Source organism: Sphingomonas sp. CCH21-G11 (assembly GCF_001555965.1).
Taxonomy (GTDB): domain Bacteria; phylum Pseudomonadota; class Alphaproteobacteria; order Sphingomonadales; family Sphingomonadaceae; genus Sphingomonas.
This window is the reverse complement of the sequence record NZ_LSHX01000048.1, coordinates 14,314-31,988: the sequence shown is the minus strand read 5'-3', so window position 1 is coordinate 31,988 and position 17,675 is coordinate 14,314. Positions and strand designations below refer to the sequence as shown.

Below are 17,675 nucleotides of genomic sequence, written 5' to 3'. Positions count from 1 at the left end.
GGCGGGGTACCGAGCGCATCGCGGGCGATCTCGCCGATGCCGCCCAGCGTGCCGATCAGCTGCGTCGCCTCGACCGGGAACAGGATCGTCTTGGCATTGGGCGAGGTGGCGAACTTGCCGACCGCATCCACATATTTCTGAGCGATGAAGTAATTGATCGCCTGGGCTGAGCCCTGCTCGATCGCCTCCGACACCAGGCGGGTCGCTTTCGCTTCGGCCTCGGCGGCGCGCTCGCGCGCTTCGGCGTCGCGGAAGGCCGACTCCTTGCGCCCTTCGGATTCGAGGATGCGCGCCTGCTTTTGCCCCTCGGCGCGCAGAATTTCCGACGCGCGCGTGCCCTCTGCCTCCAGGATGTTGGCGCGCTTTTCGCGCTCGGCCTTCATCTGGCGGCCCATCGCGTTGACGATGTCGGCGGGCGGCCGGATGTCCTTGATCTCGACGCGGGTGATCTTGACCCCCCAGGGCGTGGTCGCGTGATCGACGACGGAGAGCAGCCGCGCGTTGATCTCGTCGCGCTTCGACAGCGTTTCGTCGAGGTCCATCGAGCCCATGACGGTGCGCAGGTTGGTGGTGGTCAGCTGCATCAGCGCGACATAGAGGTCGGAGACTTCGTACGCCGCCTTGGGCGCATCCAGCACCTGGAAGAAGACGACGCCGTCGGTCGAGATCATCGCATTGTCGCGGGTGATGATCTCCTGCCCCGGAATGTCGATCACCTGCTCCATCATGTTCACCTTGCGGCCGACGCGATAGAAAAAGGCGGGGTAGAAATTGAACCCCGGCTGGGCGACGCCGGTGAAGCGGCCGAAATGTTCGATGGTATAGTGATAGCCCTGGCGGACGATCTTGATGCTGGCAAACAGGTAGCCGAGCACCAGCAGCACCACCAACCCGAGCAAAGTTTCAAGCATCCCGCATTCCCCCGATCGTCGCACTTGGCATCCGGGTGCCGTGCTAGCATGGGGAAAGGATGAACGCACCCATACTCGCCCCGCGCACCGCGCTGTTTCTGCCCGCGTCCAATCCGCGCGCGATCGCCAAGGCGGCGACGCTGCGCCCCGACCTCATCATCCTCGATCTGGAGGATGCGGTGGCGGAGGCGGACAAGGACCGCGCGCGCGACGCCGCCGTGACGGCGGTGGCGGGGGAACTGGCCGGCAAGCGGGTGGCGATCCGGGTCAACGGCACCGGCCATCCGGCCTGGTCGGCGGATGTCGATGCGGTGATGGCATCGCGCGCCGACTTCATCGTGCTGCCCAAGGTCGAGGGCGACGTGGTGATCCCGTTCGGCGACAAGCCGGTGCTGGCGATGATCGAGACGCCGCGCGGGGTGCTGGACGCGCCCGCGATCGCGGCGATGCTCGCCGTCGCCGGGCTGATCGCCGGGACCAATGACCTGATGGCGACGCTCGGGATGCCGCTCGGGGGGATGCCGCCGGGCAGCGGGCGCGCGGGGCTGACGCTGGCGCTCCAGGCGATCGTGCTGGCGGCGCGCGCGAGCGGCGTGTGGGCGCTGGACGGCGTGTTCAATGCGCTGGATGACCCCGAAGGACTGGCGGCGGAGTGCCGGGAGGGGCGCAGTTTCGGCTTTGACGGCAAGACGCTGATCCATCCCGGCCAGATCGACGTGGCGGCGGCGGCATTCGGGCCGACCGAGGCCGAGCTGGCCGATGCGCGGGCACTCGTCGCGGCGGCAAGCGGCGGCGCGCAACGCTTTCGCGACCGGATGATCGAGGCGATGCATGTCGAACAGGCACGCGCGCTGATCGCGCGGGCGGGCGGTTGAAGCGTCCCGGCGCGGGGCGAAGTTGCGGAAGTTGCGGGCTGTGCAAGGTTTGCGTCCTGGGGGTGCGGCGGCCCGATCGTTGAAGCGCGGGGCAGGGCGCGGAAAGGCCATTGCGCGAGCCTGGCAGGCGACGGGCGTGTAGGACAGTGCCTGCTCCCTCCCGCTTGCCGGGGGCCTTTGAGCCCCATGATCCGCAAGTGATCTGAGCCGCTCATCCTGAGAGGCTGACCGGGAAAGGGAATGATCGGAAAACCAGCCACTCCCTTCCTCGTCACCCCGGCCTCGTGCCGGGGTCCACCACGCAACCCGCGCTGGCCCATCTTCGGCGCGCGCCCTTTGCCCCCGTGCATTGGCTCGGCTCCAACCGTCGAGCGACGGCGCTTTGCGGCACCGTGGACCCCGGCACGAAGGCCGGGGTGACGGGAAGGTCCAGGCTTCATGCGCCTCACCCAGAGCAGCGTTTCTCGACTTCCGCCTGTGGCGGACGTTTATCCTGAGCGTCTGCCCTGTAGGCAGTCGGAGGGGCTCGAAACGAACGGTGCGACGGGGCGCACACACCTCGCCCTCCGCCCCACTGGCGCATTCCGACGGGCGCGGTTACATGGGCCGCCAATCCTCGACTCAGGCGATACGGCACCTTCATGGACATTCCCCTCGGCCTCACTTTCGACGACGTGCTGCTGTACCCGGCGGAATCGGAGGTGCTGCCGAGCCAGGCGGACACGCGCACCTTCGTGACGCGCGACCTGGCGCTCAATATCCCGGTGCTGTCGTCGGCGATGGACACGGTGACCGAGGCCGACATGGCGATCGTGATGGCGCAGCTGGGCGGCATCGGCGTGCTGCACCGCAATCTGTCGATCGAGGAACAGGTGGCGGCGGTGCGCCAGGTCAAGCGCTTCGAAAGCGGCATGGTGGTCAACCCGATCACCATCACCCCGGACGCGACGCTGGCGCAGGCGCAGGAACTGATGCAGCGCCACCGGATCAGCGGCATTCCGGTGGTCGAGGCGGGCGGCAAGCTGGTCGGCATCCTGACCCACCGCGACGTGCGCTTTGCCGAAAATCCGGCCCAGCCGGTCAGCGAGCTGATGACGCACCAGAACCTGGCCACCGTTTCCGCCGCGGTCACGCAGGAGGAAGCACGTCGTTTGCTCCACCAGCGCCGGATCGAGAAATTGCTGGTCGTCGACGACGCTTATCGCTGCATCGGCCTGATCACCGTCAAGGACATCGAAAAGGCGGTGCTCTATCCCGAAGCGACCAAGGACGGCGCGGGGCGGCTGTGCGTGGCGGCCGCGACGACGGTGGGCGACAAGGGGTTCGAGCGCACCGAGGCGCTGGTCGACGCGCAGGTCGACCTGATCGTCATCGACACCGCGCACGGCCACAACCGCGACGTCGCGCGCGCGGTCGAGCGGGTGAAGACGCTGTCCAATTCGGTGCAGGTGATCGCGGGCAATGTCGCGACGGGTGCGGCGACCCGCGCGCTGATCGACGCGGGCGCGGACGGGATCAAGGTCGGCATCGGCCCCGGTTCGATCTGCACCACGCGCGTCGTTGCGGGCGTCGGCGTGCCGCAGCTGACCGCGGTGATGGACGCGGCCAATGAAGCCGCCAAGTCGGGCGTGCCGGTGATCGCCGATGGCGGCATCCGCACATCGGGCGACGTCGCCAAGGCACTGGCGGCGGGTGCGGGATCTGTGATGATCGGATCGCTGCTGGCCGGGACCGAGGAAGCGCCGGGCGAGACGTTCCTGTACCAGGGCCGCGCCTACAAGAGCTATCGCGGCATGGGATCGGTCGGCGCGATGGCGCGCGGATCGGCCGACCGCTATTTCCAGCAGGACATCAAGGACCAGTTGAAGCTGGTGCCCGAAGGGATCGAGGGGCAGGTGCCGTACAAGGGCCCGGCGCGCGACGTCATCCATCAGCTGGTGGGCGGGGTGAAGGCGGCGATGGGCTATACCGGCGCGCGCACCCTGACCGAGCTGCGCGACAAGGCGCGCTTCGTGCGGATCACCGGCGCGGGCCTGCGCGAAAGCCACGTCCATGACGTGACGATCACGCGCGAGGCGCCCAATTATCCGACGCGCTAGGCCGATGGTTTGACCGATACCCAGAAAATCGGGCTGATCGTCGCGCTCGCCAGCCTCTACATCCTGTTCCGCATCCGCCTGTTCCGCGTGCGTTATCGCAACGCGCGGGCGAAGCTTGAGGAAGGACGCGCGCTGGAACGCGAGCGGGACGGCGAGCCATGACGCCGCAGGCGCGCACCCAGGCCGCGATCGAGCTGCTCGACGCGATCATCGCCGCTGCGCGCGATCAGGGCGCGGCGGCCGACACGCTGATCGCGCGCTATTTCGCCGAGCGCCGCTATGCCGGGTCGAAGGATCGCCGCGCGGTGCGCGAGCTGGTCTATCGTGCGATCCGCTCGCTGGGCGCACGGCCGGCGAGCGGGCGCGCGGCGATGCTCGCGCTGGCGGCGGATGACGCGGAGTTGCGCTCGCATTTCGGTGCGGAGGGCCATGCCCCCGCAGCGATCGAAGCGGGCGAAGAGGCGGCAGTGGCGGGCGTCGCACCCGCCTGGCTGGTCAAGCGGCTGGCCGCGTCGGGGTTGGACAAGTCCGCACAGGCGGCGCTGCTCGACCGCGCGCCGCTCGACATTCGCGCCAATGCGTTGCGCGGCGAGGCGGCGGCGGTGCTGGCCGAGCTTCCGGGCGCGGTGCCGATCGAGGGGCTGGCGCACGGCCTGCGCCTGCCGCCCGACAGCCGGGTCGAGGATCATCCCGGCTGGGCGCAGGGCGCGTTCGAGGTGCAGGATGCGGGATCGCAGCACGTCGCGCTCGGCTGCGGTGCCGCGCCGGGAATGACGGTGGTCGACCTGTGCGCGGGCGCGGGCGGCAAGACGCTGGCGCTTGCGGCGGCGATGGCGAATGCGGGGCGGATCATCGCCAGCGACACCGATCGCGGGCGGTTGGGCCGGCTGGCCCCGCGTGCGGCGCGCGCGGGCGTGACGATCGCCGAGCCGCGGCTGCTCGATCCCGGGCGCGAGGCGGCGGCGCTGGACGACCTGACCGGCGGGGCCGACCTGGTGCTGGTCGACGCGCCATGTTCAGGCACCGGGACGTGGCGGCGCAACCCGGAGGCGCGCTGGCGGCTGACACCCGACCGGCTGGCGCGGCTGGTCGAGGTGCAGGCGCGCTTGCTCGATCTTGCCGCGACGTTGCTGCGACCGGGCGGGGCGCTGATCCACGTCGTCTGTTCGGTGCTGGATGCCGAGGGCGCGGATCAGGCCGATGCGTTCCTGGCGCGGCACGAGGGCTGGCGCGCCGAGCGTCCGGACATGGCGGTGGGTGACGCGAGGGGGACTGGACTTCGCCTGTCGCCGAACGCACATTCGACAGACGGCTTTTTTGTGGCCAGATTGATCGCGCCATGACTGCCGCACGCCCGAGTTCGTTGCTGGAGACGATAATGCGTTTGATTTCGGTTTCCGCCGCCGCTGCCCTGACCCTGTTGTGCGTATCGACGTCGCTGAGCGGCCAGCGCCCTGACGACCAGATCGACGCGCGGTCGGTGGCGCTGCTCGAACAGGGCAAGCAAGCGAAGGCCGCGGGAAATCTGGACGGGGCGACCGATTTCCTGGAGACCGCGCTGGTCGTCGATCCGCGCAACCGCCAGGCCTATGTCGCGCTGGCCGAGATCGCGCAGGCACGCGGTCTGCCGGGCAAGGCGATCCGCTTCTATCGCGAGGCGCTGCTGCTCGAGCCCAACGATATCGCCGCTCTGGCCGGGCAGGGAGAGGCGATGGTCGCCAAGGGCGCGCTGGCGCGGGCGCGCGAGAACCTGGCCAAGGTCAAGGCGCTCTGCGCGGCCGAATGCCCGCAGGCGACCGGCCTCGCCGCCGCGATCGCCAAGGGGCCGGCCACGACCCAGACGGCGGATGCGGTGAAGCCGCCGGTGGTCCCGGCGCCGGCGAAGAACTGAGCAGACTAGGTCGTGAACCCCTAAACGACCGCTTTCGGCGTCAGTGCTGGGCGGCCGGAACTGGGTGGTTAGCTGACGCTTACAAAACTGGACTAGTCTGCACCCAGATGCGCGAAACGCCACGATCTTCTGCCCAATCTGTGGCTGCGGCTAGCGCCGCTTTCAGCGTCGTGTCGCTTTCGGGCAGAGAGACGTAGAAAACACCCTCACCCGACGCCTTGAAGCCGTAGCCCGTTCCGAAAAACCGACCGTCGTCGCTCGCCTCGATGATGAGCCAAGCGTCTTCGTCGGTCATTTGCGGCATCTGCTCGCTAGGTTGCAGGTAGATGTGTTCGATCATCACCCGGTTTTCTCACGATACTGCCAATGTCCGAAACGGGGTCGCTTGCCGACAGACCGCGTTTAATGCTTACGGCTTATTCCCGGTCTGGCCAATGGCGAGGGTGGGAGAAAGGGTCCGTGTTAGACCTGCTTCGCGAGCGCTCGTGCGATTTTAACGAACTCCGTCACGCTGACCGTTTCCGCCCGTCGCGTCGGTTCGATGCCGAGCGCGTCGAGTGCCGCGAGCGCGCCGGGAACCGGCTTCAGGCTCTGGCGCAGCATCTTGCGGCGTTGGCCGAAGGCGGCGGCGGTGACGCGTTCCAGGTCGGCGAGCGCGACGCCGGGCGGCGCGTCGGTGGGTGCGAGATGGACGACTGCCGACATCACCTTGGGCGGCGGGGTGAAGGCGGAGCGATGGACCGGCATCGCGATGCGCGCGGTGCTGCGCCACTGGGACAGGACCGCCAGCCGGCCATAGGCGTCGCCACCCACCGGCGCGACGATGCGGTCGGCGACCTCGCGCTGGAACATGAGCGTCAGCGTCTGCCACCACGGGCGCCACGGTGCCGACAACCAGCCGACCAGCAAGGCGGTGCCGATATTATAGGGCAGGTTGGCGACGATGTGCGGCGGGGCGTCGAACAGCCCGGCATGGTCGATCGCCAGGGCATCCCCCTCGATCACGCGTAACTGGCCGGGATAGGCGGCGGCGAGTTCGGCCAGCGCCGGAATGCAGCGCGAATCGCGCTCGATCGCGGTGACCTGTGCGCCGGCCGCCAGCAGCGCGCGGGTGAGGCCGCCGGGACCGGGGCCGACCTCCAGCACCGGCTGGCCGGCCAGATCGCCCGGGATGGCGGCGATGCGCGCGAGCAGCTGGGCATCGAACAGGAAATTCTGGCCGAGCGCGCGGCTGGCCTGAAGCCCGTGCGCGCGGATGACATCGCGCAAGGGTGGCAATGTCGGCGGCGACATGGTCAGGCGGCGGTTTCGGCGCGGTGCGCGGCCGCTTCGGCCGCCAGCCGGATCGCGGCGATCATCGCACCGGGTTCGGCACGGTCGGTGCCGGCCAGGTCGAACGCGGTGCCGTGATCGGGCGAGGTGCGGACGATCGGCAGCCCGAGCGTCATGTTGACGCCCTCGTCGAAATGCAGCGTCTTGAGCGGGATCAGCGCCTGATCGTGATAGCAGCAGATCGCGACGTCATAGCCACCGCGCGCGCGGGCGTGGAACATGGTGTCGGCGGCAAACGGACCGACCGCATCGATCCCGTCGGCCTGGAGCGCGTGGATGGCGGGCATCAGGATCTCGATCTCCTCGCGCCCGAGCGCACCGGCTTCGCCCGCATGCGGATTGAAGCCGGCAAAGGCGAGGCGCGGCCGTTCGATCGCGAAATTGCGCGTCAGGCCGCGCGCGGCGGCGCGGGCCTTGTTGACGACCAGATCGATGGTCAGCAGATCGCGCACCGCGGCCAGCGGCACATGGGTGGTGACCGGCACGACGCGCAGCGTCGGACCGGCGAGCATCATCACCGCATTCTCCGCCGCGACGCCGCAGCGTTCGGCGACAAATTCGGTCTGGCCGGGATGGGTGAAGCCGATCGCGTAGAGCTGCGCCTTGGCGACTGGGCCGGTGACGACCGCGGCCGCCGCGCCCGAGCGGGTCAGCCCGACCGCCATTTCGAGCGACTGCAGCGCGCAGATCGCGCCGGCGGGATCGGGATGGCCGGGGGTAATGTCGCCCGCGTCGGTCACCGCCATGACCGGCAGCGCGCCGTCGAAGATGGCGGCCGCTTCGCCCGGCGTTTCGATCCGCGCGATCGGGCCGCGCCACACGCGTTCGATCGCGCGCGGATCGCCCACCGCCACGAAGGGCGGGAGGCGTTCGGTTTCACGCCGAGCCCAGGCCTTGGCGATCACCTCCGGGCCGATGCCCGCCGGATCGCCCATCGAGATCGCCAGCGGCGGGGTCACCGTCGACGGCCCCCGGCCATCGTCAGCGATACTCGACGATCGCGTCGCGGCGCAGGTCGCGCAGCTTGCGCTGGGCGACCAGATTGACGCGTTCCTGCTCCATCGACGCCTGCATCTGCTCCATCGACGGCAGGCCGGCGCTGCGCGGATCGTCGCGGCCGCACAGCACGAGCACGCGCACGCCCTCGTCCGGGGTGCCGAAGGGCGGTGTTGCCTGGCCGACCTGAAGCTGGAGCATGATCTCCTGAAGCGCGGGCGGCAGATCGCGCACGCGCACCGAATCATTGTCGACGACCTCGGCGCCAAGGTCCTGGGCCACCGCGCCGACATTGCCGCAACCGCGGATCTGCTGCGTCGCCTGGGCAAAGGCGGCCGCGCGATCGGTCGCCTGCGCCTGGGTGGTGCCGGCGGGGAAGCGGATGGTCATCTGGCGCAGGCTCAGCCGCGCGTCGCGCGGGTCCGCGGTCAGCACCTTGCGCTTGTCGACGAGGTAAAGCAGCGAGAAGCCGCCCGGCACCTCGATCGGGCCGGCGACCTGGCCGATCTGCATCCGCTGCGCCGCGTCGGACAGCTGCGACGGGAGCATGCCGGGGCGCACCCAGCCGAGATCGCCGTTCACCGCCTTGGTCGACGCCTCCGAGTAGGTGCGCGCGAAATATTCGAAGGGCGCGCCGCCGCGCATCTGTTCCAGCATCTGCTGGACCGCGGCGTAAACCTCGTCCGCGCGCTCGGGCGTGGCGGAGAGATAGACTTCCTTGAGGTGGAACTCCTCGGAGCCCTTGGAGGCTTCGAGGCGTTCGAGCACCGACTTCACTTCCTCCTCCCCGACATTGACGAAGGGCTGGACCTGGCGGCCGAGCAGGCGGTTCCACGCCAGCTCGCCCTCGATCTGGCGGACCATCGAGCGTTCGGAGGAGCCGACGCTGCGCAGATATTCGCGCATCTGATCGGGCGAGCGGCCGAAGTTGCGCGAGATGCGGGCAAAGCCCTGCGCGATTTCCGTCGGCGTGATCGTGATCTCGTTGGCGGCGGCTTCCTGGATCTGCAGCGTTTCGTCGATCAGGCTGCGCAGCACCTGAAGGCGAAGCTGGTCGCGCTCCTGCGCCGACAGATTGATCTGGTTCAGCGCGACGATCATGTTGACGCGGTGGTCGACATCGGTCCCGGTGATGACCGCGCGATTGACGATCGCGGTCGGCTTGCGGATGTTGGGATCCTGCTTGCCGAAGATCTGGAGCCCCTCCGGGATGTTCAGCCCGGCGGCGCTGTCGCCGCCATCCTGGGTGGCGAGTGCGGCCGCGCCGGTCGTGGCGAGTGCTGCGGTCATGGCGAAGCGCACAAGGCCGCGCTTCCAAACGTCGATGTTCATCTTCACCCGATCAATCTTTCTCTCCGGCGTCACGGGCGCCGGCCACTGCGTGCCGCATATCTTTCACAATTGCGGCTGAACCGGGGCTTACCGCCCGAGATTCTTCAATTCCAGCGTCAGCAGATAGCTGTTGCCGCGCCGCGCGTCACCCAAATCCTGATAGTCGCGACGCCAGGTCAGGCCAAGTTTGAGGCAGTCATCCTCATAGGCGAAGCCGAGCCGGTGCCGCACCGGCTGGAATCCGTCCGACGACGACAGCGTGTCCTCGTTGCGGTCGGTCAGGTCGACCGTCGCCGATCCGAACAGCGACCAGAAGCCGGCAAAGGCGACGCGCGCGCCGACGCGCGCTTCCTCGCGATCCTGAAGATCCTCACCCGTCGTCGCGATATCGCGGTTGAGCCGGAGATAGCCGAGCAGCACATAGGTCTTGCGCGAGCCGACGGTCGCGTCGACCTCGTTGCGGCGCACGGCCAGATTGTCCTTGTCGAGCCGATAGCGGTGGGTCAGCGACACGAAGTCGCGGAAGCGGACGTCGGTGCGCCCGACGATGTCCGACAATCGGTCGCTGAGCCCGGTGCCCTCGGGCAGGATCGCGGTGCGGTTGTTCAGCCGGTAGCTTTGCCCGACATTGGCGTCGATCGCCACGCCGGGCAGGCTGAGCGCATATTCGACGCCATAGGTGACGCGCGACGAATCCTCGAACCGGTCATAGCCGGGGAAGCGGTTGAGCGAGAACAGGTTGACGTCCTCAAGGTCGATGGCGCGCGAATCCTCGTTCGGGATCTGGAAATTGCGGATGCGCGGCGCGACGACCAGCTGGACGCGCGGCGTGATCCGCTGGGTCCCGCCCAGCGCCGCGCCGATGAACGGCCATTTGACGTCGAGCGCGGCGAGCGCGATCGCGCGTGCCTGAAAACCGTCGCGACCGCGATAGCTTTCGACCAACGTCGTCAGCACGTCGTCGCTGTTGTAGAGGTCGCCGCGCACCAGGCCGGTGAGCGTGATGTCGTGCCCCCAGTTGCTGACCCGGCGCAGGTCCCATTGCGCGGAGGCGAAGGCGCGCTGGGTATCCTGCCCATCGGCGCGGGCAAGCGCGAGCGTGTTGGCGTTGATGCGGATGACGCCGCCCAGCAGCGGGTCGGCGATGCGGCGCCGATATTCGATTTCCGGCAGCGCGATCGGCTGGAGCGACTGGGTATCGCCGAGGCGCAGCGTCTGGACCGCCCAGCCGTTGATCGCGAAATAGCTGTCGCGATCGATCCGCTCGACATTGAAGAAGCTGCGCAGCCGGTCGTCGCGCGAAATGTCGTAGCGGCGCAGGAAGGTGCGGTCGGTCGCGACGCGCAGCGTCCCGGCGATGCTCCAGCGCGGGTCGAGCTGAAACCGCCCATTGCCGTCGATATAGCCGCGGAACTGCTGATCGCTGTCGACCAGCCCGCCGCCGGGGCCGCGATCGTCGCTCTGCCGGCTGTAGGTTGCGTAACCGCGCACGCGATAGGCGCCCCGGTCGGTCAGCGCGCGATATTCGCCCTCCAGCAGCGGCAGCGAGTCGGTGAACAGGTGGGGCGTGAGCGTCAGGTCGCGGTTGGGCGACAGGTTGAAATAATAGGGCACCGCGATTTCGAGGCCGTTGACGCGATCGAGCCGGATCTGGGGCGCGAGCACGCCATTGTCGCTGAAATCGCCGACCGGATGCGAGAAGGCCGGCAGCGGTAGCGTGGCGAAGCCGAAGATCGACAGGCGCGCGCCATAATAGCGGATGCGGTGGCGCGCGGGATCATAGACGACGCGGACCGCCGTGATCTTCCACGACGGCTCCTTCGGGCAATTCTCGTTCGAGGTTACCGCGCACGGGGTATAGGCCGCGCGCTCCACTGTGACGACGCCGCCGTCCGAGCGCGTGCCGCGTTCCGCCGCGATCCGCCCGCCCTGATCGAGCACGACGAGCATGTTTTCGACCATGCCGTCGCGCAGCGTGTCGGTCAGTTCGATGCGGTCGCCATAGGCCACGTCGCCTTCGGGATTGGTGACCGCGATGTTGCCGTCGGCGACGACCTGACCCGATTTGCGGTCCCAGCGCACCCGGTCGGCGCGCAGCCGGTTGCCGGCGCGGCTGAGCCGCACGTCGCCGCGCGCGACGACGATGTCGCCTTCGCTGTCATATTCGAGCTCGTCGGCGGAGAACAGGATCTCCTCCTCCGCATCCGACTGGGCGATGTCGGCGGCGGTCGGCGGCGCGACCGGACGGTCGGACAGGTCCTGGGCAGCGGCACCGCCGGTGGCGAACAGCGAAAACGCGCCGAACAGGATCAGGGCGTTACGCTTCACCTCGACCAACCTCTTCCATGCGCTCGGGCGGAGGAGCGCGCCAGTGACGGTCGCGTCCTATCGCACCGGTCATCGCATTCCGCAATCGCAAGCGGTCGCGGCGTTGCGCCCCGGGCGGTCGGGGCCTAGATGCCGTGATCTGCCGGACGACGCCGCGCGGCACGCCGCGGCGCTGCCCATGGACCGAACGATAACAGAAAGATCGCGCATGAATATCGAACTGGCCACCGTCATCCCCGCCGCCGCGGTGGTGGTCGTCCCCGTCCTGAAGGCGCGCGCCGCCGAACTCGCGCTCCGCGCAGTCGCCGCCGCCAATCACAAGCTGGTGAACGCCGCGCTGGAGGGCGCGCGCTTCGACGGCGATCCGGGCAGCCTGGTCGAGCTGGTGCTGCCGGACGGCGAGGCGGTGCAGCGGCTGGTGATCCTGGGCATCGGCGAGGGGCAGGAGGGCGAGCTGGAGCGCGCGGCCGGCGCGCTGGTCGGTCGCTATCTGGTGTCGGGCCATGCCGCACTGGCGGTCGACTGGTCGGGCGTCGCGTCGATGCTCAGCGCGGCGGGCGTCGCGCGCTTCGCCGCTGCCGCAGTCCAGCGCGGCTGGCGCTACGATGTCTATCGCACCACGCTGAGCGAGCGTCAGCGCCCGACGCTGGCGACGGTGACGATGGTCGGCACGCCCGACGGGACGGCGGCCGAATGGGCGCATCGCGACGCGGTGACGCAGGGGCTGCTGTTCACCCGCGCGCTGGTGACGGAGCCCGCCAACATCCTGTATCCCGAAAGCTTCGTCGAACGGTGCAGCGGCCTGGCCGAGCTGGGCGTGACGCTGACCGTGCTCGACGATGCGGCGATGCGCGAGCTGGGCATGGGTGCGCTGCTGGGCGTGGCGCAGGGATCGGTGCGCGGCGCACGGCTGCTGGCGATGCACTGGGATGGACGCGGCGACGGCGGCAACCCCGACCTGGCGCTGGTCGGCAAGGGCGTGACCTTCGACACCGGCGGCATCTCGATCAAGCCGGCCGCGGGCATGGAGGACATGAAGTGGGACATGGGCGGCGCGGGCGCGGTCGCGGGTGCGATGCGCGCGCTGGCGCTGCGCAAGGCACGCGCGAACGTGATCGGCGTCGTCGGCCTCGTTGAGAACATGCCCGACGGCAATGCGCAGCGCCCCGGCGATGTCGTCACGTCGATGTCGGGCCAGACGATCGAAGTCATCAACACCGATGCCGAAGGGCGGCTGGTGCTGTGCGACGTGCTGACCTGGGTCCAGCGCAATTACCGGCCGGGCACGATCGTCGACCTCGCCACGCTGACCGGCGCGATGATCGTGTCGCTGGGGCATGAGCATGGCGGGCTGTTCGCCAATGACGATGCGCTGGCGGACCAGCTGCTGACGGCGGGCAGGGCGACCGGCGACCTGTTGTGGCGCTTCCCGCTGGGCGACGCGTACAACAAGCTGCTCGATTCGCCGATCGCGGACATGAAGAATGTCGGCCCGCGCGGCGCGGGGTCGATCACCGCGGCGCAATTCATCCAGCGCTTCGTCGATGTCGGCGTGCGGTGGGCGCATCTCGACATTGCGGGCATGGTGTGGGCGGACAAGCCGGGCGCGACGCACGACAAGGGCGCGACCGGCTATGGCGTGCGCCTGCTCGACCGGTTCGTCGCCGACCATTTCGAGCGTTGAGCGTTTGCCCGGAATGCGCGCTTGATCGATGTGAGACCCGGATTACCCGTCTTCCCGGGCTTGACCCGGGGCCCCGCTGTTTCTTGCGGCGGATCAGATAGCGGGACCCCGGCTCAGGGCCGGGGTGACGGGGAAAAATGGGCTGTGTCTCGCGACAATTGCCATTATTCGTCACCGTCTAAGGTTCGGCGGGTGGTGTGGGACATGGCGGCGTGAAGGTCGATTTCTACCACCTGACCCGCCAGCCGCTCGACGCGGTGCTGCCGCGCATCGCCGAGAAGGTGCTGGCCGATGGTGGCCGGCTGGAGATCGTGGCGGGCGACGCGGAGCAGCGCGCCGCGATCGACCGGTTCCTGTGGACCTGGTCGGCGGAAAGCTTCCTGCCCCATGCGATCGCCGGCGCGATGGACGATGCCCGCCAGCCGATCCTGATCCGCGCGGCGATTGCGGCGCCCGATCCGGCGGGGCATGTCGCAATCGCCGACGGGCACTGGCGCGACGAGGCGCTGGGGTTCGCGCGCGCGTTCCACTTCTTCGACGACGCGACCATCGCCGAATCGCGCGCGGCGTGGAAGGCGCTGGCGACGCGCGATGGCGTCGAGCGGCGTTACTGGAAGCAGAACGCGCACGGACGCTGGGAGCAGGCGGCCTGAGCGGGGACAGCAATTTCAGTCCCGAACTCAATCTCGCAAAGTCAACCTCGTCACCCCGGCCTTGAGCCGGGGTCCCGCTACCTGGTCCGGCGCGCGAAAAAGCGGGACCCCGGCTCAAGGCCGGGGTGACGATCGTTCGGTGTGGATTGCTCCACCGCTCATGCCGGCGGCGCTTGCATCTTTGCCGGCTCGCGACTAGGGAGCCGCGACTTTCCCATTCCCCATCAAGACAGGAGCCCGAACGGCCATGGCCGCCACCCGGACCTTTTCGATCATCAAGCCCGATGCCACCCGCCGCAACCTGACCGGTGCGATCACCAAGCTGCTGGAGGATGCGGGCCTGCGGGTCGTCGCGTCGCGCCGCATCCGCATGAGCCGCGCGCAGGCCGAGAAATTCTATGGCGTGCACAAGGAACGGCCGTTCTTTGCCGACCTGGTCGCGTTCATGACCTCGGGCCCCGTCGTCGTCCAGGTGCTGGAAGGCGAGAATGCGGTCGCGCGCAACCGCGAGGTGATGGGCGCGACCAACCCGGAGAACGCGGCCGAAGGCACGATCCGCAAGCTCTATGCCGAGTCGATCGAGGCCAACAGCGTCCATGGTTCGGATTCGGACGAGAACGCCGCGATGGAAATCGCGCAGTTCTTCAAGCCGGAAGACATTGTCGGCTGATTCCGCGTATCGCCGCGCCGGCTCGCTGCCGGCGCGGTCGTGTCGGGGACCCGGCATCGAAAGTCACCGATTTTCGGCATCGTGCCGGCTTGCCAGGATTGGCCGCCCGGGCCTAGCATCGCAGGACCATCAAGCGTTGCGCGTTAGGTCCGGCGATGCCCTTCAACGATCCTTGGGAGCCCTATCGACCGGGCGACTTCATCTTCGGCATCAACGAGGCGATCGCCGCCTTTCAGAAGGCGAAGTCGGTGGCGAAAGCGACGACCGCGGACAGCGTCGTGACGGTCCGTCAGCTTACGGACCAGCGATCCGGCCTTGCGACCTTTTCTGACGCCCGGCTGGCACAGAACACCGCATATCTCGACAGCCTGGAGCGGCATCCCAAATATCATGCCGTCTATTCCGGCGGGTCGGCGAGCCCGGGCACGCCCAAGTCGAACGCCCAGTTTCGCCTGAAATCGAAAAACGCGCTCAATCACTATGTCGAGGCCGGGATCGGTGTTCACTTCATCCTGGACGGGCTGAACCTCGACGAAGTCGTCAACAAGAACTTCAAGGTTCCGGGTAAGCCGCAAAGCCCGAACAACGAATTCAAGCATTCGGCGACCGACAAGATCCGGACGGTCACCGGAGCCGAGTTGCGCTGGATCTACCGAAATCGCGACCGCCCCGACGTGCAGAAATTCGTGCAGTTCTGGTTCAAGGGCAATCCGTGTCCGCCGCCATGGACGCTTCTGTTCAAGGCGCTCGATTCCACGGCCCCGGACTGGCAGATTTACGAGGACAGCCGCCACGGCGGCGTGGCCGCATCGTCGTCGGCGACGACGGTCTAGAATGCGTCGGCGACATCCATCAGCCGGGTGAGCCGTTTCGGCGCAGCCAGCCGCCAGCTGCGCGCCAGCCATTCGCCGACATGCGCCCAGTCGGTGTCGCCGGTGTCGAGCCGCACGCCGATCCAGCCCGACGGCCCCAGATAGGGCGGGCGATAGTAGAGCGCGGGGTCGCGTTCGATCAGCATCGCCTGTTCCTCGACCCCGCTGGTGCGCACCAGCACCGCGGTGATGCCGTTGCCGTGATGGTCGGCGGAGAAATAGGCGAAGAACTTCCCGCCCTCGACGAAGAAGCCCGGCGCGCCGTGCGACAGCTTCTCGCGCGCTTCGGGCAGCGCCAGCGCGCGTTCGCGCACCTTGGCCAGCGGATCGTCGGCGGGCTGGCCGGCGCGGATCCAGTCGGCGACGATCCGGGGATAGAGCTGATGTTCGGCGATCAGCACGCGCGCGGCGAGCGTTTCGGGCGTGTCGCCGGGCAGGATCGCGACCTCGGTCTGACCCAGCACGGGCCCGTCATCCAGTTCGGCAGTGACGAGGTGAACCGAACAGCCGCCATGGCTGTCGCCCGCCGCCAGTGCGCGTTCGTGCGTGTGCAGCCCCTTGTAAGCGGGGAGCAAAGACGGGTGGATATTGACCATCCGCCCGGCCCAGCGTTCGACAAATTCGGGCGACAGCAGCCGCATATAGCCGGCGAGCGCGACATGGGTGACGCCGGCTTCGCGCAGCGCCGCGTCGATCCGCGCGTCGAAATCGGCGCGCGCCATCCCCCTGTGGCTGAGCGCGAAGGTGGCGATGCCCTCTGCCGCCGCGAGCGTCAGGCCGGCTGCGTCGGGGTCGTTGCTGGCGACCAGCGCGAGGGCAAAGGGGCAATCGGCCGCGCGCGAGGCGTAGAGCAGCGCCGCCATGTTCGACCCGCGTCCCGAGATCAGGACGCCCAGACGCGCACGATCAGCCATGCACGTGCGTCGCGGTCCAGGGCGCGCGCGCGCTCCACGTCTCCGCGCTGCCCGTGACCGTACAGCCGCGCTCGCCGGCCGCCACCTCGCCGAGCGTGAACACCGTCTCGCCCGCAGCGGCGAGGTCGGCGGCGATCGCGTCGGCCGTGTCGACGGTGACGATCGCAACCATGCCGATCCCGCAGTTGAAGGTGCGCGCCATCTCCTCGGGCTCGATGCGGCCCTGGGCCTGCAGGAATGCCATCAGGCGCGGCAGCGGCCAGCGATCGGCGTCGATGCGCGCGTGGCAGCCAGCGGGGAGGACGCGCGGCACATTCTCAAGCAGCCCGCCGCCGGTGATGTGCGCGAGGCCGTTGATCCGCCCCGCGCGCACCAGCGGCAACAGGCTGCGCACATAGATGCGCGTCGGCGCCATCAGCGCGTCGATCAGCAGCACGTCCTGATCGAACAGCGCGGGGCGATCGAGCTTCCAGCCGCGATCGGCGGCGAGGCGGCGGACGAGCGAGAAGCCGTTGGAATGAACCCCGGTCGAGGCGAGGCCCAGGATGACGTCGCCCGGCGCGATCCGTCGCCCGTCGAGCAGCCGGTCGCGCTCGACCGCGCCGACGCAGAAGCCGGCGAGGTCATAGTCGCCATCGGCATACATGCCGGGCATCTCGGCCGTCTCGCCGCCGATCAGCGCGCATCCGGCCTGACGGCACCCCTCCGCGATGCCCGCGATCACGCGTTCGGCGACCGCATTGTCGAGTTTGCCGCTGGCGTAGTAGTCGAGAAAGAACAGCGGCTCCGCCCCCTGGACGATCAGGTCGTTGGCGCACATCGCGACGAGATCGATGCCGACGCCGTCGTGGCGGCCGCTGTCGATCGCGAGCTTGAGCTTCGTGCCGACCCCGTCATTGGCGGCGACCAGCAGCGGATCGGTGAAGCCGCACGCCCTGAGATCGAAAATCCCGCCGAAGCCGCCCAGATCGGCATCGGCCCCGGCGCGGCGGGTGGCGCGCGCCAGTGGGGCAATCGCGCGGACCAGCGCGTTGCCGGCGGCGATCGAGACCCCGGCCTGGGCATAGGTATAGGGGGTGTCAGCGGGATCGGGATCGGTCATTGCGACCGACTAGCCA

Annotated in this window: 17 protein-coding genes; 9 read left to right on the top strand and 8 right to left on the bottom strand. The window is 68.7% G+C overall.

Annotated features, from left to right (window positions below; translation table 11 throughout):
- Positions 1 to 911 (bottom strand): SPFH domain-containing protein (locus AX676_RS12775; RefSeq protein ID WP_066544410.1); only part of this gene is annotated, 911 nt, incomplete at its 3' end.
- A gap of 59 nt (positions 912 to 970) precedes the next feature.
- On the opposite strand from AX676_RS12775, the gene AX676_RS12770 reads away from it, so the two are divergent.
- The 5 genes from AX676_RS12770 (at position 971) to AX676_RS12755 (ending at position 5,776) form a co-directional block, all read left to right on the top strand.
- Positions 971 to 1,786: an HpcH/HpaI aldolase/citrate lyase family protein gene (locus AX676_RS12770; RefSeq protein ID WP_066479882.1), complete on the top strand. Its 816-nt coding sequence runs from the start codon at positions 971 to 973 to the stop codon at positions 1,784 to 1,786.
- Positions 1,787 to 2,427: 641 nt separating this feature from the next.
- Positions 2,428 to 3,885 (top strand): IMP dehydrogenase, encoded by a 1,458-nt coding sequence (gene guaB, locus AX676_RS12765; protein ID WP_066479880.1) that lies wholly within the window; start codon positions 2,428 to 2,430, stop codon positions 3,883 to 3,885.
- A 9-nt stretch (positions 3,886 to 3,894) separates the two neighbouring features.
- A complete protein-coding gene (locus AX676_RS17900) occupies positions 3,895 to 4,047 on the top strand; it encodes a hypothetical protein (RefSeq protein ID WP_156437734.1) in 153 nt (50 codons plus the stop codon).
- On the top strand, positions 4,044 to 5,228 hold the full coding sequence (locus tag AX676_RS12760; RefSeq protein WP_066479879.1) for an RsmB/NOP family class I SAM-dependent RNA methyltransferase: 1,185 nt from the start codon (positions 4,044 to 4,046) through the stop codon (positions 5,226 to 5,228). The genes AX676_RS17900 and AX676_RS12760 overlap by 4 nt, the downstream gene beginning before the upstream one ends.
- A gap of 35 nt (positions 5,229 to 5,263) precedes the next feature.
- Positions 5,264 to 5,776 carry a hypothetical protein gene (locus AX676_RS12755; RefSeq protein ID WP_066479878.1) on the top strand — a complete coding sequence of 171 codons (513 nt, stop codon included), beginning with the start codon at positions 5,264 to 5,266 and terminating at the stop codon, positions 5,774 to 5,776.
- Positions 5,777 to 5,855: 79 nt separating this feature from the next.
- On the opposite strand, the gene AX676_RS12750 is transcribed toward AX676_RS12755, so the two are convergent.
- The 5 genes from AX676_RS12750 to AX676_RS12730 all read right to left on the bottom strand — a co-directional run bounded on the left by AX676_RS12750 (position 5,856) and on the right by AX676_RS12730 (position 11,764).
- Positions 5,856 to 6,116, bottom strand: a complete 261-nt coding sequence (locus AX676_RS12750; RefSeq protein WP_066479876.1) for a hypothetical protein — start codon at positions 6,114 to 6,116, stop codon at positions 5,856 to 5,858.
- A 122-nt stretch (positions 6,117 to 6,238) separates the two neighbouring features.
- Complete coding sequence (rsmA, locus tag AX676_RS12745; RefSeq protein WP_066479874.1) at positions 6,239 to 7,069, bottom strand: 16S rRNA (adenine(1518)-N(6)/adenine(1519)-N(6))-dimethyltransferase RsmA; 831 nt, start codon at positions 7,067 to 7,069, stop codon at positions 6,239 to 6,241.
- Between the two features lie 2 nt (positions 7,070 to 7,071).
- Entirely contained in the window at positions 7,072 to 8,067 is a 996-nt protein-coding gene (gene pdxA, locus AX676_RS12740) for a 4-hydroxythreonine-4-phosphate dehydrogenase PdxA (RefSeq protein WP_156437733.1), read from the bottom strand.
- Positions 8,068 to 8,089: 22 nt separating this feature from the next.
- Positions 8,090 to 9,436, bottom strand: a complete 1,347-nt coding sequence (locus AX676_RS12735) for a peptidylprolyl isomerase (RefSeq protein WP_066479872.1) — start codon at positions 9,434 to 9,436, stop codon at positions 8,090 to 8,092.
- Positions 9,437 to 9,523: 87 nt separating this feature from the next.
- Positions 9,524 to 11,764 carry an LPS-assembly protein LptD gene (locus tag AX676_RS12730; RefSeq protein ID WP_066480204.1) on the bottom strand — a complete coding sequence of 747 codons (2,241 nt, stop codon included), beginning with the start codon at positions 11,762 to 11,764 and terminating at the stop codon, positions 9,524 to 9,526.
- A gap of 208 nt (positions 11,765 to 11,972) precedes the next feature.
- Between AX676_RS12730 and AX676_RS12725 the strand changes: the two genes are divergently transcribed.
- The 4 genes from AX676_RS12725 (at position 11,973) to AX676_RS12710 (ending at position 15,604) form a co-directional block, all read left to right on the top strand.
- Positions 11,973 to 13,448, top strand: coding sequence for a leucyl aminopeptidase (locus tag AX676_RS12725; RefSeq protein WP_066479870.1), 1,476 nt, complete (start codon positions 11,973 to 11,975; stop codon positions 13,446 to 13,448).
- Positions 13,449 to 13,660: 212 nt separating this feature from the next.
- Positions 13,661 to 14,101, top strand: a complete 441-nt coding sequence (locus tag AX676_RS12720; protein WP_066480202.1) for a DNA polymerase III subunit chi — start codon at positions 13,661 to 13,663, stop codon at positions 14,099 to 14,101.
- A gap of 247 nt (positions 14,102 to 14,348) precedes the next feature.
- A complete protein-coding gene (gene ndk / locus AX676_RS12715) occupies positions 14,349 to 14,771 on the top strand; it encodes a nucleoside-diphosphate kinase (protein ID WP_066479869.1) in 423 nt (140 codons plus the stop codon).
- A 155-nt stretch (positions 14,772 to 14,926) separates the two neighbouring features.
- Positions 14,927 to 15,604, top strand: a complete 678-nt coding sequence (locus tag AX676_RS12710) for a hypothetical protein (protein ID WP_066479867.1) — start codon at positions 14,927 to 14,929, stop codon at positions 15,602 to 15,604.
- Here AX676_RS12710 and purN read toward each other — a convergent pair.
- Positions 15,601 to 16,557 (bottom strand): phosphoribosylglycinamide formyltransferase, encoded by a 957-nt coding sequence (gene purN / locus AX676_RS12705; protein WP_066479865.1) that lies wholly within the window; start codon positions 16,555 to 16,557, stop codon positions 15,601 to 15,603. The two genes, AX676_RS12710 and purN, sit on opposite strands and share 4 nt — an antisense overlap.
- Complete coding sequence (purM, locus tag AX676_RS12700; protein WP_066479863.1) at positions 16,550 to 17,659, bottom strand: phosphoribosylformylglycinamidine cyclo-ligase; 1,110 nt, start codon at positions 17,657 to 17,659, stop codon at positions 16,550 to 16,552. The genes purN and purM overlap by 8 nt, the downstream gene beginning before the upstream one ends.
- Between the last annotated feature and the right edge of the window lie 16 nt (positions 17,660 to 17,675).